The organism is Novosphingobium gossypii, from assembly GCF_050433305.1.
Lineage (GTDB): Bacteria > Pseudomonadota > Alphaproteobacteria > Sphingomonadales > Sphingomonadaceae > Novosphingobium > Novosphingobium gossypii.
Genome location: NZ_JBNPXM010000009.1, coordinates 69,140 through 84,461, shown reverse-complemented (window position 1 = coordinate 84,461; position 15,322 = coordinate 69,140). Strand labels below are relative to the sequence as shown.

General features: G+C 66.8%; 16 protein-coding genes. 2 read left to right on the top strand and 14 right to left on the bottom strand.

All coding sequences use genetic code 11. From position 1 onward, the window contains the following. Positions 1-3: 3 nt before the first annotated feature. Together GGR40_RS16280 and GGR40_RS16275 are read left to right on the top strand one after the other, a co-directional pair. Positions 4-2,775 carry a DUF5695 domain-containing protein gene (locus GGR40_RS16280; RefSeq protein WP_429277303.1) on the top strand — a complete coding sequence of 924 codons (2,772 nt, stop codon included), beginning with the start codon at positions 4-6 and terminating at the stop codon, positions 2,773-2,775. A gap of 1 nt (position 2,776) precedes the next feature. Continuing rightward, complete coding sequence (locus tag GGR40_RS16275; RefSeq protein ID WP_429277302.1) at positions 2,777-4,621, top strand: Svx/AvrXca family virulence/avirulence protein; 1,845 nt, start codon at positions 2,777-2,779, stop codon at positions 4,619-4,621. On the opposite strand, the gene GGR40_RS16270 is transcribed toward GGR40_RS16275, so the two are convergent. The 14 genes from GGR40_RS16270 to sctS all read right to left on the bottom strand — a co-directional run bounded on the left by GGR40_RS16270 (position 4,615) and on the right by sctS (position 15,309). Next, complete coding sequence (locus GGR40_RS16270; RefSeq protein WP_429277301.1) at positions 4,615-5,415, bottom strand: ankyrin repeat domain-containing protein; 801 nt, start codon at positions 5,413-5,415, stop codon at positions 4,615-4,617. The two genes, GGR40_RS16275 and GGR40_RS16270, sit on opposite strands and share 7 nt — an antisense overlap. A gap of 4 nt (positions 5,416-5,419) precedes the next feature. Further along, positions 5,420-6,265 carry a hypothetical protein gene (locus tag GGR40_RS16265; protein WP_429277300.1) on the bottom strand — a complete coding sequence of 282 codons (846 nt, stop codon included), beginning with the start codon at positions 6,263-6,265 and terminating at the stop codon, positions 5,420-5,422. A 4-nt stretch (positions 6,266-6,269) separates the two neighbouring features. Beyond that, complete coding sequence (locus tag GGR40_RS16260; RefSeq protein WP_429277299.1) at positions 6,270-6,740, bottom strand: hypothetical protein; 471 nt, start codon at positions 6,738-6,740, stop codon at positions 6,270-6,272. Further along, positions 6,737-8,179, bottom strand: a complete 1,443-nt coding sequence (locus tag GGR40_RS16255) for a hypothetical protein (protein ID WP_429277298.1) — start codon at positions 8,177-8,179, stop codon at positions 6,737-6,739. Before GGR40_RS16255 ends, GGR40_RS16260 begins: the two co-directional genes overlap by 4 nt. Positions 8,180-8,295: 116 nt before the next feature. Next, positions 8,296-8,742 (bottom strand): YrhA family protein, encoded by a 447-nt coding sequence (locus GGR40_RS16250; RefSeq protein WP_429277297.1) that lies wholly within the window; start codon positions 8,740-8,742, stop codon positions 8,296-8,298. Positions 8,743-8,754: 12 nt separating this feature from the next. Next, on the bottom strand, positions 8,755-10,182 hold the full coding sequence (locus GGR40_RS16245; RefSeq protein ID WP_429277296.1) for a hypothetical protein: 1,428 nt from the start codon (positions 10,180-10,182) through the stop codon (positions 8,755-8,757). Positions 10,183-10,226: 44 nt separating this feature from the next. Further along, a complete protein-coding gene (locus GGR40_RS16240; protein ID WP_429277295.1) occupies positions 10,227-11,123 on the bottom strand; it encodes a DUF1521 domain-containing protein in 897 nt (298 codons plus the stop codon). A 23-nt stretch (positions 11,124-11,146) separates the two neighbouring features. Beyond that, positions 11,147-11,584 carry a hypothetical protein gene (locus GGR40_RS16235; protein ID WP_429277294.1) on the bottom strand — a complete coding sequence of 146 codons (438 nt, stop codon included), beginning with the start codon at positions 11,582-11,584 and terminating at the stop codon, positions 11,147-11,149. Positions 11,585-11,734: 150 nt separating this feature from the next. Further along, positions 11,735-12,037 (bottom strand): hypothetical protein, encoded by a 303-nt coding sequence (locus GGR40_RS16230; RefSeq protein WP_429277293.1) that lies wholly within the window; start codon positions 12,035-12,037, stop codon positions 11,735-11,737. 57 nt (positions 12,038-12,094) lie between these two features. Beyond that, positions 12,095-12,883 (bottom strand): DUF6683 family protein, encoded by a 789-nt coding sequence (locus tag GGR40_RS16225; protein ID WP_429277292.1) that lies wholly within the window; start codon positions 12,881-12,883, stop codon positions 12,095-12,097. A 246-nt stretch (positions 12,884-13,129) separates the two neighbouring features. Further along, entirely contained in the window at positions 13,130-13,732 is a 603-nt protein-coding gene (locus GGR40_RS16220) for a hypothetical protein (RefSeq protein ID WP_429277291.1), read from the bottom strand. A 157-nt stretch (positions 13,733-13,889) separates the two neighbouring features. Further along, positions 13,890-14,255 (bottom strand): helix-turn-helix domain-containing protein, encoded by a 366-nt coding sequence (locus tag GGR40_RS16215; protein WP_429277290.1) that lies wholly within the window; start codon positions 14,253-14,255, stop codon positions 13,890-13,892. Then, on the bottom strand, positions 14,252-15,016 hold the full coding sequence (sctT, locus tag GGR40_RS16210; RefSeq protein ID WP_429277289.1) for a type III secretion system export apparatus subunit SctT: 765 nt from the start codon (positions 15,014-15,016) through the stop codon (positions 14,252-14,254). Before sctT ends, GGR40_RS16215 begins: the two co-directional genes overlap by 4 nt. A 26-nt stretch (positions 15,017-15,042) precedes the next feature. Continuing rightward, positions 15,043-15,309 carry a type III secretion system export apparatus subunit SctS gene (gene sctS / locus GGR40_RS16205; RefSeq protein ID WP_429277288.1) on the bottom strand — a complete coding sequence of 89 codons (267 nt, stop codon included), beginning with the start codon at positions 15,307-15,309 and terminating at the stop codon, positions 15,043-15,045. Positions 15,310-15,322 lie beyond the last annotated feature (13 nt).

Below are 15,322 nucleotides of genomic sequence, written 5' to 3'. Positions count from 1 at the left end.
GACATGAAGCATCTCCTGAAGCCCCTGCCCTACGTGGCACTGATGCTGGCTGCCGTTCCCGCGATGCTGCCCGCTTTCGCCGCCCATGCAGAGGAAGGCGAGCAGAAGCCGAAGCCGGTCTTCCCGCCGATCCGGACGAATGCGCTGCAGACGCCTGCCTTCGACCTTGCCCTGCGCGCGGATACGCAGACGCTTGCGCACTTGTCCCCCACCGGCGAGGCGGCGTTCGATTTCGTTCCCGCCGGGCGCGAGGCGGAGAGGGCGGGTGACGGCTACGTCCACATCGGTGACATCCATGTCCGCCTGAAAACCGCCGGATCGGACTGGCAGGACTACTCCTCCGCCCATGCGCGCAAGCAGATTACCGCCCTGGCAGGCGGCGCGGGCGTCCTTGCCGCGGCGGACATCACCGCATCGATGGGCGCGGGAATGCCGCTGCGGATCGAACGACGCTGGGTGAACGATGGCGGCGTGCTGGCGATGCGCTTCACGCTGGTGAACACCAGCCAGGCTCCGGTGGAGATCGGCGGCCTTGGCCTGCCGATGGTGTTCGACAACATCATCCTCGACCGCGATCTGGACCAGGCCCATGCGCAGGCCAGCTTCGTCGATCCCTACATCGGGCGCGACGCGGGCTACCTGCAGGTGACCCGCCTCAACGGGCAGGGTCCGGCGCTGCTGGTGCTGCCGGAAAAGGGCACCCCGCTGGAGGCCTATCGCCCCGTGCTGGAGGCGCGCGCCGCGCCCAAGGGCGACATTTTCACCGACCGCAGCCCGCGTTCGCAGGTGTCCGAAGGGTTCTACGACTGGACCGTTGCCAGCAAGGGCTTCGCGGAAAAGGAATGGGCCAAGGCGGGGCCGCAGTGGAACGAGGCCAGCAGCTTCACCCTTGCGCCGGGCGAAAGCCGCACCATTGGCCTGCGCTTCGTCACCTCGCCCAGCGTGCGCGCGATCGAGGATACGCTGGTTGCCCACAGGCGCCCCGTAGCCGTCGGCATTCCGGGCTACGTCGTACCCACCGACCAGACAGCCAGCCTGTTCCTCAAGGCTCCGGCCAAAGTCACCGGCATTGAATCCTGGCCCGCCGGTGCATTGACGGCAACGGCAGACAAGACCGGAAAGGACGGAGCCGGGAAGAACTGGGCGCGCTACAGCATCAAGGCCAGCGGCTGGGGACAGGCGCGGCTGACGGTGACCTATGCCGACGGCCAGAAGCAGACCGTCAGCTATTACATCACCAAACCGCTGGACAAGGTGATGGCCGACATCGGCAACTTCACCACGACAAAGCAGTGGTTCGAAGGGAAAGGCGACCCGTTCCACCGCTCTCCCGCGATCCTGTCCTATGATCGTGAGGACAACCGGATCCTGACGCAGGATGGCCGCGTCTGGGTGGCAGGCATGAGCGACGAGGGCGGCGCCGGATCGTGGGTCGCGGCCGCGATCAAGCAACTGGACAACCCGAACGCCGAGGAAGTCGCCAAGCTGGAGCGGCTGGTCAACGAGACCGTCCTCGGCACGCTTCAGGTCGCCGAGGGGCCACAGGCCGGCGCGGTCAAGAAGAGCATTTTCTACTACGACCCCAAGGAATTCCCGGACTACTACGACCCGAAGATCAACTGGAAGTCCTGGACCGCGTGGTCGAAGAAGGACTCCGACGACCTTGGCCGGTCCTACAACTATCCCCACGTAGCGATCGGCCACTGGGTGCTCTACCGCCTTGCCCGCGACAATCACGGGCTGGTGAAGCAGCACGACTGGAAGTTCTACCTCGACTGGGCCTACCGCACGAGCGTGGCGATGATGCGCGATGCGCCCTATTACGCACAGTTCGGCCAGATGGAGGGAGACGTCTTCGTCGACATCCTGAAAGACCTCAAGCGTGAAGGGCTTACCGCCGAGGCAACCGAGATGGAGGGCCTGATGAAGGCCCGTGCCGATCACTGGCGCACGCTGAAATTCCCGTTCGGCAGCGAGATGGCATGGGATTCCACTGGCCAGCCCGAAGTCTACGCCTGGATGCGGTATTTCGGCTATCAGCCGCAGGCCGACGTCACCCGCGAAGTCATCCTGGGCTACGATCCGACGATCCCGAGCTGGGGCTACAACGGCAACGCGCGCCGCTACTGGGACTTCCTGTACGGCGGCAAGGTATCGCGCATCGAGCGGCAGATCCACCATTACGGCTCAGCGCTGAACGCCGTCCCGCTGTTCGACGCCTATCGCCAGAACCCGGCGGACCTGCACCTGCTGCGCGTCGCCTACGGCGGCATGATGGGCGGCATCACCAACATCGACCAGGAGGGTTTCGGCTCGGCCGCGTTCCATTCCTGGCCCGACATGATGAAGTGGGACGTCATCACCGGCGACTACGGAATGGGCTTCTACGGCCATGCGATCACGTCGGCCAGCTACATCGTCAACGACCCGCAGCTGGGCTGGCTGGGCTTCGGCGGCGATCTGGAGAGCGAGAGCGGTCAGGTGCACCTGACGCCGAAGGACGGCGCCCGTCGCCGCCTGTTCGTGGCGCCCGCCGGCCTGTGGATCACGCTGGAGGCCGGGCGCATCCAGAGCGCGACGTACGACACGAAGTCGGGCAAGGTCGTGCTCGCGCTCGACCCTGCAAGCGCCACCGCACCCGCTGCGCGCCTGCTACTCGAGACAACGACCGCAAAGGGGCGCACCTATGCCACGTCCACCGGCACCGCCGATCGCGGCGGCTATGCGATCCCGCTGGGCGATGCGGCCACCACCGTAACGCTGGCTCCGCGCTGACATGAAAGCGCTGCTTCAGGCATCGGTGCTGGCACTGGCCGTCCTTCCCGGCACGGTGAGCGCCGGGCCGGTTCCAGAAGCGTCCCATGTGCCGGCCTGCGCGGCCGGCGCATGGAAGGTCGCTGCAACCGACCCGTCCGACACCGCCAATTCCGCGCTGCCGCTGCAAATGCAGAGCGCGCACTTCGCGCTGTACTGGAAGCCGGGCACGGTAGCCGACGCCGACGCACAAGGGGCGGCGAAGCATCTTGAATACGCGTGGGACTACTTCACCCGCACCCTGCACTTTCCCGAGCCGCATTGCGGATCGAGCGAGAAGCTGAAGGTCAATGCCTATATCGGCGTCGATTACGGCCTGACCGGAGGCGCGGACTCGCTGGGACATCCGGGCATGTGGATTGGTCCCGGCGCGTTGCGGGACCGGTTCGGACTGGCGCATGAGCTGACCCATGCCCTGCAGGCCGCGACCGGGCACCTGATGGATTCGCCCTATACCGGCTGGCTGTTCGAGAGCCATGCCAACTGGATGACCGTCCAGTTGCCCGAGTTCCGTGGCAACACGCACTGCTCCGTCCTGCTCAAGCGGTATCCGCACCTCTACTACGGCTCCACGCGGACGCGGTACTGCAACTGGCAATTCCTTGAATACATCAAGGACCGGCATGGCTTCGAGGCGGTCAACGACATCTGGCGGAAGTCGCCCGGCACCGACGACCCGGCGCACCTGACCACCGATCCGTTCAGCGTCCTGAAGGCGAACATGGGCTGGACCCAGTCCCAGCTCAACGACACTTTCGGCGACTGGGCGCTGCACAATGCCAACTGGGATTACACCAACCCGGACGGCACCGATCAGGGCGCTGTGCTGCGCCGCAACTACGGCAGCTACGATCAGTCAACCGGCCCCGACATACTGGCGGCAACGCTGCTCGATCCGATAGACCTTGCCAGGCGGCGCTTTGCCGTGCCCGACATGTGGGCGCCTCAGCGCTGGGGCTACAACATGGTCAAGCTGTACCCCGACAAGGGTGCCCGCCGCGTGACCGTATCGTTCCAGGGCATCGTTCAGGACGCAAGCGCAACCGCAGCCCTTCCCGGCCTGGCCGACGAGCCTGCCACGATCCCGTCGCCCGCATCGGACTGGCGCTGGGGCCTCGTCGCCGTTGGTGCCGATGGCCGCAGCCGTTACGCTCCGCTTCAACGGGGTGCATCCGCGACCGCCTCGGTCGAGGTCCGGGCCGACGACGCCGGCCTGTTCCTGATGGTCATGGCCACCCCGTCGCAGATGCAGCAGATCCGCTGGGACCAGCCGTGGTATTCGATCTACCGCTATCCGTGGACCGCCTCTTTCAAGGGCGCAATGCCCGAAGGCCATCAGCCCGATGCCCCTCCGCGCATTCCCGGCGGCCACCGCCACCCGAACGGCGGCGGCTGGGTGGGTCCCCAGGCACAGGTCGCACCCGGCGCTTATGTCGGTCCCTACGCCCGCGTCATCTCCGGCACGGTTGGCGACAAGGCCCGCATCGAGGACCATGCCGTCGTGATGGACCAGGCGTCGGTTCGCGATGCCGCGGTGGTCGGCGGCCTTACCGTCCTGCGAGGCGACACCGTGCTGCGCGACCGCGCCTCGGCCCGTACCGCCATGCTTGGCATCGGAGAGTACGAGAAGGGCATCGTCCTGTCAGGAACCGCGCAGGTGATCGGCGACGTCGAGCATCGGGGCGGCACTGCCTCGAAGGGCGTGTTCTACGGATATGTCGATCCCCAGACCCTGCAGGATTCACTTCATGGCGCAGACCTCGCGCAGCCCGTTCAGGAGGTCACAGCGGCGTCCCGCAATCACTGACCCGGCGGCCAGGGTTTGTCGTGCCGACGGATGCGGGCCAGCAGGCGTTGCCGGGCCTGTTGCTCCTCGGGCGAGGTGAGCTTCAGGTCTTCGTAGATGCCGCGAGCGGGCACCGTGCCGCGATCGTCCGCCGCCCAGGGGTCCGCGCCGGCTTCTATCATCGCTTCGGCAACGCGCATGGAATCCATGTCCACGGCGGTCTGGAGGATGGAGGTGCCGCTGCTGTCCTTCCAGGCCGGATCCGCGCCATGGCGCAGCAACAGGCGGGTGGCCTCTACATTGCCGCGGCGCGCGGCGGACAGCAGCGGAACGTCCACCGCATCCGCAGCCGCCGGTTCCGGCCGCGCACCGGCGTTCAGCAAACGCTCTGCCAGTGCCAGCCGGTCAAGGTCGATGGCAAGGTCCAGCGCCTTGCCGGGAATGGCACCGTCGGGAGCGACGCCGGCTGCGAGCAAGGCGTCCAGCATGGCCCCATCGCCGCGCGCCACGGCGAACGTCAGCAGATCACCGAACTGCCCGTCCGGCGCGAAATCCGGGTAGCGGACCGGCGGCACATGCGTGTCGCCCAGCGCCGGATCGGCCGCCAGCATCCGCCGCACGGCATCGGCATCGCCTTCGAACACCGCATCGACGAGCGCGCGTCCCGACCCGGCGTGGTTCACCGACTGGCGGACTTTGGCAGGATCGGGAAGCATGACGCGCGCTTGTCCTTCGTGACCGCTGGAGGACGGGCCGCAGGCCGCCAGCATCGCCAGTGCGACGATCATGGCACCCCGCAGCGGCCCTGCCTTCATGGCGTCACCCAGGAAGGCTGCTCAGAACCCAGTCCATACCATGGCGGGCAACCGGATTGAAGCGGCCGAAGAAGCCGGTTCCATCCGGCGCCACCGCATCCAGCACGTGGCGCTCTCCATAAGCTTCGGGCAGGTCGAGAAGCGGGTTGAGCACCCGGTCGCCTCCGTCCTGGATGAGCGAGAGGATCTCGCCCTGCACCTGCCAACTGTCGACCTGCGCCTGGCCGGGCACGGCGCTGGCCTGATGGATCGCGCGGGCGTCAGCGATCGTGTCTTCATGCAGGCCGGCCGCGTTGAAGGTATCCGCCGGTCGCCCCGAAGCGATGGCCGCCGCGGACGCCAGTCCTCCCCCCAGCGAGTGCCCGGTGAAACGCACCTGCCCCGCCAGGTCGGATCGGGCAATGCGCTCTCCGATCGCCAGGGCGGAGCGGTAATGCGCCGAATCCAGCCCCAGCCCCTGCTGCGCGTTGTTCACCCAGTCGGACGCGCTTTGCGATCCGCGAAAGGCGATCGTGTATTCTGCCGAAGCCCCTTCGCCCGTCACGTATACGCGGGCGCGAAACTCCCCCTCGCTCAGCAGGGACGGGGACAGCCCCAGTGCCGACAGGTCATCGGCATCGGCCACGCGGAAGCCTTCCGGCGGTTGCGCTTGGTCGTTGTAGACGTCCTGCGCCAGCAGGCCCTGCGTGGCCACGGCGCCGGAGGAAGTGGACGCCACCCCCGCATCGTTCGCTGCGACGAGCCGCAGGGGCTCGGGGCGGTTGGACGCGGGGTTCGCTGCGCCCGGCATCGGCACAGGCTCTGCCGCAGGAGCCTTGAACGCAAGGGCGGTATTCTGGTCGATCCGCATCCGTCTATCCCTTCGTCATGTCGAGCAGCTTGCGGTTGCGCAGGATCACGACCGGGGTCACCGGCGCTCCTTCCGGTTCCACCAACAACGCGGCGAAGAACCTGCCTCCCGACGAGAAGCCGTAGAGCCGGGTTCCCTTCGGTGCGACACCGTCCAGTGGTTCGATCTGCCAGTCGGTGGGCAAGGCCTTGCGCAGTTCCGCACCCAGCCGGTCGCGGTTTTCCGGCGCCACGGTGAGGATGCGGGGCTGCACGTCACCCCAGCGTGGCTCAAGCCTCACCGCAACCTCGCGCGAAGCGCGCACGACGCGGTGGTTGAGCGCGCTGCCGATCGGCGGATCGTCATGCGTGACGAGGATCGCCGGCAGTTCCGGCATCGTCCCTGCCGCGCCGCTCCCACCAGCGGCGGCCGGGTTTTCATCGCACCCCGCAAGGGCGCCGATCATCAGCAGCGACGTCACGGCAGCACGGATCACGGCTTGGCGAACTGGCTGGTGAACGTCAGCGTATCCTCGAAGTCGCTCATCACCCCGGAACCTACTCCGGTTTCCCCGGTCGCCGGATTGACCGGCATGGCCGCGTGAGCAAGCGTGGTCGCGGCATCGGCGTGTGGGTTCTTGATGGCGGCGCTGACGCCGAACTGCACCCATTCCTTGGCCACGCTGGCCGCCGTGCCGACCGCCAGGGCCGCGGGGCCGCCGACTTTCGCCTTGTCCACCACGGTAAGCGCGGACTTGAGCACCGCTGTGGTCATCGCCTGCTGCTGCGCCACGTCGGCGTCGAGCGATTTGACCCCCGCCGCCACGCCGCCCACGAAATATCCCAGCGACCCGGCATTGGGCAGGCGCGTCTGCCGGCCGCTGTCGGGCACGACTTCGGTCTGGGCCAGCCGCTCGACAGGGTTTTCGTTCATGCCGTTGCCCAACTGCAGCCGCGCCATTTGCTCACCCAGCCCGCCCTCGCGGTTCTGGCTGAGCATCTCCTTGGCATAAGCAGCGAAATCACTGCCGTCGCGGGTGGAGGCATTGAAGGTCAGTTCCCGCATGACACCCGTGGTGTCGCTGTCGACGATGGCGGAAAGCCCGTCCGCGATCTGGCCAAGCGCCGCGTCCTTGCCAACCACGGTCAGGCCGCCGATCACGCTGTTCGTGTCGCGCACCGATCGCATGGTATCCACGCCGGCATCGAACACCTGCGCCTTCAGATCGGCGTCGGACGTGGTGGCCGCCGCGCCCATGATCGCCTCGAACCGGCTGGCGTCCCAGGTCATGGACGTGGAACCGCCGGGGTACGACGTCACCGTGGTCATCCGCGCGTCCACGGCAGAGCTGAGAACATCGGGCAGGTGGCTGCCGATGCGGCTGAAACCTTCCTGCGCATTCGCGCCCTGAAGGCTGCCCAGCACTTCGCCCGCAGCGCTGGCCTCGGCATCGGCGAACGTGGTGCTGGAATAGCCGAACCCGAAATCCGACTGGTGCCCCTGCTCCACTCCCGGCGTGATCGCGGAGAGGTAATCCAGCTTCGCGTCCGGTCCCGCATGGGTGGCAACGGCAGCGCCAAGTTCGGTGACGGGGGTGAAGCCGCCCGATCGCTCGTCCGTCTTCGCGAAGGCTGCGCTCAGTGCGCCCAGACTGTCGCCGTCGAGCTTGCCTGCCATGTCCGCGAAGAACGCCTGCCGCTCGTTCCCGCTCAGGCCGCCGAGGCCCAGGATCGAGCCGTCCATGATCTCTGCGGCAACGCGATCCAGCATCCCGTCCGCCGCCAGCGCATCGACCACCTCGTCCGCCTGCGCAGACGGAAGCGCAGTGATTTCACGCACCACGTCCTTGATGTCGGAATTGGTGACGGGGTTCAGGAACCCGCTTTCCATGCGGTTGTGGATCGTCGCCGTGGCGCTCTGGACGGGATCGGTCATCAGGGCTTCTCGCTTGCTGGCTGCTTCGATACCGGAAGGATGGCGGGGCGGGACGCCGATGCCACTGCGCGATCCGATTATCCGCCTAGTCGTTTCGACTAGGCGGATAGATGCTTTCAGAGGCGGCGCTGCAGCAGGCTTTCCAGCCCCTGCGCGACGGTCTCGAACAGTTCGTTCACGTCGCTGGAAACCTTATCGCGCAGGACCGGGCCGGTTCCGTCAGGCGCGACGGTGAACAGGTCCATGTCGGTTTCGCCAAGGACGATGTAGGATTCGTGCCCCGGCCCGTCGCGCCATTGCGCATTCGCCGCGACCAGACCCTGCCAGAACCCGCCCGGCCCCGGCTTGTCCGCATTCTGCGAGGTTCCGTAAAGGACCAGGCCGTTATAGGCCAAGCCATTGGTCCGGCTCAGGAACGTGGCATAATCATCCGGCAGCGTGGCGCTGAACCGGGCGCGCAGTTCCGCACGCGTGGCGGCGATCTGCTCTGCGGATGCAGCGCCCTGACGGGCTTCGCCGTGGGTAACCTGATCCGTTTCGACCTGCTCGATTTCGACCTGCATGCTCGCTCCGTCTCACTTTTGGGCGGGATAGATGTTGCCCTGCGGTACAGGGAAATCCACTTCGCGACTGCCGCCCACCGGCAGGTCGCCGACCAGCTCGCGCTGGGCGTTGGTCAGGGCGGTATGGTATGGGCTGTTCTGGATCAGCACAAGGTTGTCGAAGTCGTTCGTGCCGCCATCGTCGAGCGGCAGTTTGTGATGCACCTGATAGCCCTGCGGGATCTTGCCATCCTGAAGGCGCGCGATCGCGGTGTCGTCCAGCCCGGCGCGCTTCGCAGCCGCGATGCCTTCGGGCGTGGACACCAGGTCTCTGGCGAAATCGGCGCGGGTGCCGTTGTCGAAGTCCTTGCGCAGCTGCGTGTACTCTGCGCGGTCGCGCTTCACGTAGTTCACGTTCACGCTGTCGACATGCGGCAGCTCCACCGGCTTGCCGCCCACCGTGCCCCGATAGACCGGTACGTCGGCGGCCTGTTCGGCCACGTCGTCCGCCGCACGGGTCCCGGTGGAGCTGCCCGCGCCGAAGAACTCGTCCAGCTGCCGCTTCATGCCCTCGATCGAGGCGCGGGCGTCCGCAGGCAGCGCGTCAAGGGCGCCCTGTGGGATCTTGTCCACGGCATCGGCGATGGCGCGCAGTCCCGGTTCAAGGCTTTCACGCAAAGCGGGGTTGTGCGCGATGGCGCTGACGCTGTCGGCCACGGTCTGCGCCCACTTGCCGATCTTGCCCGCCTTGGCCAGATCGCCAAGGCCGGGAAGCACGCCCACGGTCGAAATGCCCGCGTTCAGCAGGTGACCCCCGGCGCTGCCCCACTCACCCGAAACCGCCGAGCCGATCGAGCGGCCCAGCGAAATCAGCGCGTTGCTGCCGTCAGCGAACGGCGTCGGCTCGAAGATCCCGGCGATGTCGAGGCCCATCTGCGTCAGGTCCAGACCCAGCTGCACCGGGTCCGGCCCCTGCCCCGCCGCCGCGCTGGCGGATAAGGGGGCACCGTACAGTTCGGTTTCGAGCGCGGCCGTAACCGCCGCCGGATCGTTCGATCCGATGCGCGCCGCAGTGTCGTTCCACGCGGTGCGATAGCTGCTGCCATCCGGCTGGCTGCCCCAGTCAACCACAGCCGGTGCATCGGGATGGCCGATCTCGAACGTCTGGCCGGCAGCCGTGGCAAGTGCGGTCGCGTTGTCGTTGGCCGCCCCGGCCCCGTCCAGCGCAGCAGCGAACTCGCCGCGCTGGACCGGGGTCATCATGCCTTCCAGCTCGGCAACGACTTTTGTCGCCCCTTGCGGATCCTGCTGCTGGCGGCCTGCCACGTCACTGGCCAGCGCCGTCATGTCGAGGTTGTTGATGCCTCCGTGCGCAGCGGCGATCGATGCCGCCTCGCTGGCCGGGCTGGTCGAAGTCGTGGACGTCGAACCGGACGAGCCGGTCTGCGCTACGGAGTTCATCGGAAAACCTCGCGGTTGAAGGAGTGGAGCCGGGGCGTTGCCGCTCAGGCCAGGCTGGCCAGCAACTGCACTTGCGCCCGCGTCGAAGCACTGGCGCTGGCGTCGATCATCGCGCCGACGACGCCGAAGAACAGGAAGCTCGAAAGCGCCTGGTTCAGCTCGCCAAGGCTGGGCATGGTGCTGTCGGGGCCATAAAGGGCGCCGGGCCGGGTCAGGTCGAGATCGGCCTGCGTGGCGACCTCGCCGGTCAGTTCCGACCGCCAGCCCGAACCGGTGGCGTTCTCGTTCAGGACGAAACCGTCACGGGTGAACGCGTCAAGCAGTTCGCCGTTGTTCGACATGGACAGCGAAAGGTCGCCCTTCGTCAGCTCGCTGACGCCGTCCACCACGATCGCCTGGTCGCCCTTGGTGATGGTCAGCTTTTCCGCGTAGAACACGTTCGGATTGTCTGCCGCCGCTTCGGTGTTGATGGTGATCTTGGTGCCGTTCTCCAGCGTGAACGTCGTGGTGCCCCAGAAGTCGTATTCGTGGCGGCCGTCGATGGAGACGTGCGGATCGCCCCAGATGCGTGTGACTTCGCCGGTCTCGGCGTTGGTGATGACCACTTCGGAGGCGTTCTCGTCGATGTCGAGGGTGTAGCCGTCGCCAAGGTCGATGGACGCCTTGTCGCCGCCCTTCATCTGCGCGGTCCATTCCGCGCCGGGGGTGGGAACGAAGCTTTCCGTCGCGCCCGAACCCTGCTGGCAGGTGCCGCCGGTCACGTTCACGAAAGTCGGCAGGGCCGGCATCGCCAGCGGGCCTGCCGGCAGCGGCGACTGGAACAGCGCCAGGATGCCGCGGCCGATTTGCATGGCGATCCCTTCGAGTGCACGGTTCGCCGTTGCGCCCGGGTTCAGGTAGGCATTGAGGGTCAGGCTGGTGTTGGACACGATATTGGTCATCGCTTGAGTCCTTTCTGGCGGGTTCAGGAAGCGGCGGCGATATGGGCCGCGATGGTGTCGATATGTTCGGCGACGGCGAGCGGCGTTGCGGGTGCATCCGCCGGCTCGATCGCGGCAATGGCATTGTCCAGACGCTCCAGCGTCCGCCCGTCGGCCAGCGCCACCAGATCGGCGGCGACGGCTCCGGCAAGGCCCAGCAGCGCGCGCTCGATGTCCATGACGTCCATCGGCGTCGCGTCCAGCGACCGGCCGAGCACCTCGGCCAGCGCCGCCACCTCGTAAGGTCTGGGCTGCGGGGCGCCCTGTCCGGACAGGGGGGCGAGCAGTTGAGAGCCCACCTCGCTCGCGACGCCAAGCGCCAGCGAACGCGCACCCGCCGCCGCCACCGCGCCGGCCGTGGGCGATACGCCCGACAGCGACGACAGCGCGCTCGATGTGGAGGAGAGGGGGTTGAGGGTCATGCGGGTCGGGTCCATTGCGTCCTTGTCGGGAGCATAGAACCATATTCGGCCCGGCTGATCCTTCCGCGATCCGACTAGTCAGGTAATCGGATCGACTAGGAAGGTGGAGGCCTGATTCCGGTCAGGCCGGAGATCGACGCCGCGTGCAGGTCAGTAGCCCGCGCGCGAACACAAGTTGAGCAGCTGGCGCAGCTGAACGCCGTCGCGGCCATTGTCCGCCGCTCGGCGGGCATTGGCGCACGATGCACGGGCCCGAGCGCTCTGCGACGATACCGCCGGTCCGCGACCGGACCGCGCCCGCTTCTGTGCCTGACGTCGTGCCGCATCCTGCGACAGCGTATTGGTCAGCGCCCCCATGTCGAAGGCGCCCTGCGCCCGCGCCACGGGCATAAGCGGGGCGGCGGTGGAGCCGAGCAGGACCGCAGCGGCGATCCCCAACGTCTTCTTCATCATCAGCACACCTTTTCGAAGTTCCTTGCCGGACAAGCCCGTCAGGACCGGGCTGCGAGGTCATCCCTGCTGCCGAAATCCGTCGTCGGTCAGTTGGATGGTGGTGGGGTCCATCGTGAAGAGGATCTTTCCGCCCTGCCGGGCCAGATCGGCATAGCGGCGCAGCGCCTGCGTATCGCCGCTGCGCACGGCGGCTTCATGCGTGCCGGCCATGATCGCCCCCTGGATGACCAGCATCTCGGCGAATTCCTGCCGCAGGGCATCGGTGCCGAGCTGGCCCGTCACTTCGGCATAGGCGTTGGCCGCCTGCCGTCGCACCGCCGCCGCCTGGACGCGGGTGACGTCGGCGCGATGGTCGTTCGCGACGCCCCACTGCGCCAGCATGTAGAACGCCAGCGCGTCCACTGCATCGTCGGCCCGGTATCCCAGCGAAGGCGCGACACGGACATACTGGTTGAGCGCGGCCTTCGACAGGACCAGCTTGCGCATCTCGGCCGCTTCCGCCGCACCCTGCTTCGCCGCTGCATCGCTCATGATCCCGGCCAGCTTTTCGCGCACGGCCTGCGTTGCGGTGTAGCGGGAATCGACATCGGGCGCGGTGTGGCTGGGCGCGCGGGCCTGCAGCGAGAGCGCCTGCGAAAGCTGCCGCATTCCCGACACGCCTGCCGCAGGGCTGGCCTGCGGCGCGCGCACGCGCGATCGCTGCGAGCGGGTGACGTGGTCCTGCGCCAGCGTATTGGTCAGCATTCCCATGTCGAATGCGCCGTAAGTCTGCGCCTGCGCCGAGCCCTGCATTGAAAGAGGCAATTGCGCGATGGCGAATAGTCCGACCACGAAGAGACTGCGCATGGCTTTGCTCCTGTAACGGGTCTCGCACCACCTGTGCGAGGTCGATGGAAGTTCTGTCCCGGCAAGGTGCCGCGTCTTCCGTGAACGTTCGATATCTATTTGAATGTCTTGCGACGTCCCACCGATTCATCCACGCACCGTGCCGTTTTTGGGGCAGGCCGGAGACTGTCGCCGAATACCGACCCAAAACGGGAAAGACCCGGGGGAGCATGTCCCCCGGGTCCGTCCTTGTGCGAGAGGCGCAGCTTACTGCTTGCGCGCCATGCCTGCCATCGCTTCGCCGATCGCCTTGATCGCGGTGCTGGTGGCGTTGAACATCATGCCGAATTCCTGCGACTTGGCACCGAACTTGGCGGTGAGGCTCGGGCTGTCGTCGCTCAGCTGGTCGGCCATGCCGTTGAGTTCCTCGGCCATCGCGTCGAGCTTCTTGCCCAGGCTTTCGGCGATCGCCATCAGCCAGCCGCCAGCGCCGCCGGCACCGCCCGCACGTGCTTCCTTGGCTTCGGGGCTTTCGCTGAGGCCCGACACGAAGTCGTTGATGACGCTGTCGAGGTCGCCCTGCGCCTGGCCGATGTCCAGCGGGCTGGCGCCGAACTGCGCACCGAACTGCTCGACCGCTTCCTGCAGGTTGTGCTGCGCGCCCTGATAATCACCGACCGAGCCGGCGAACGCACCCTGCGCAAGGTCGATGGTCGACTGCGGCAGACCTAGCTGGGTGCCGAGCTGCTGGATAATCTGCTGGCCGATCGACGACGCGAGCTGCGAGATGATCTGCGAAGCGATGCCGCCCATCGGGCCGAGCGCGGCGGTGGCGAGGAGGCTGACAGGGTTGAGGTCGATACCGAACATGGCTGTTTCTCCGTTATGAAACTGTTGTGCTGCCGATCGCCTGGCGATGGGCGGGAGCCGATCCGGTTCGGAACCGAACACCGTCGACAAGAAGTGTTATCGATGATCCCGGCGGCCGCTGCTCTATCCGATCCGATTAGCCGCCTAGTCGGATCGCTTAGGTCACGGGGTAGAACAGCAGGCCTGCAAAGGCGTTGAGCTGCCGCACGCCGTCCAGTTCCAGCTTGTTGCACATGTTGTTGAGGTGGACGCGCACCGTGTTCTCGCTGATCGCCAGCAGGGTGGCGATGTCGCCGTTGGCGCGCCCCCAGCCTAGAAACCGCAGGACGGCGATCTCCGTCTTGGTCAGCGCCGCCATCGTCTCGGCGTGGCGCTGCGGGATGCGGGCAGCGGGGATGCGGAACTCTCCCAGCGTATGCTCGGCGCCGGTCTGTTCGTCCGCCTTGCGCAGCAGCCGCATCAGTTCGCGCAGGCGCGCTTCCTCGTCGGTGTCGATCTGCAGCGGATCGGTTGCGGCATTCATCGCGCCATGGCCTCTATCACATGCTCCACCAGCCCGGCGCGCGTGCCCAGTTCGCTGAGCACCGCCTGCGCGAACACCGGCAACAGCATCACCAGCATCAGCGTCGCCGCCCAGTTCTTGATCGACAGCGAAAGCGAGAAGACGTTCAGTTGCTGCGCGAACCGGTTCAGCAGCCCCAGGCTGGCATCGATGACGTAGAGCAGCACCAGCACCGGTGCCGCGAACAGGGTCAGCAGTGCCACCAGTCGCCCGAATTCGTTCTCGAAGACGACCAGTTCGCTGGCGTCCAGCGTCGGCCAGTCGGCGGTCATCGGCCAGAGCGCGAAGCTGCCCATGATGGTGCTGACCAGCAGCAGGATGCCGCCACCGCTGGCAAAGACGACATTGGCCAGCCTGCCCAGCAGCGCGCCGTTAAGCGATGTGGAGTTGCCGCCGAGCGGCTCCGTCAGCTGGCCAATGGTGGCGCCGATCTTGGCATCGATCACTTCGCCCGCCGCCTCCAGCGCCCACAGGATGGTGCCGAAGAAGAACCCGATGACAAGGCCGGTGGCCGCTTCCTTGAACAGCAGCCGGGCCCAGCCGAAAGCGCCGATCACGGCGGGGTCAATCGCCGGCTGCATCGAATAGGCGGCCCAGCCCAGCGTCAGGATCACGCTGTTGCGCACCATTGCCGGAATCGTCTCGTGCGAGAAGATCGGCACGAGGACGAACGCAAAGCCGAACCGCGCCGACGATAGGCCGACGAGCAGCAGCTGGCTCATCCATGTGCCTTGGTCGGCATCCATCGTCAGCTTCTTACCATGCCGGGGAACTGGGTGAATATCTGATGCGCGAACTGGTACAGCGTGCTGCCGAGGAGCGATGCGGTGATGAACAGCGTCAGCACGATCGCGAAGAACTTCAGCGTGTACTGCAGCGTCTGCTCCTGAAGCTGCGTCGCAGCCTGCAGGATCGCCACCACCAGCCCGGTCGCGGACGCGGCGACGATCGGCGGGGCGGATAGCAGCAGTACCAGCCATAGCGCTTCGTTGGTGATGCCGACGATGTCCTGCATGGCTCGGCCTCCC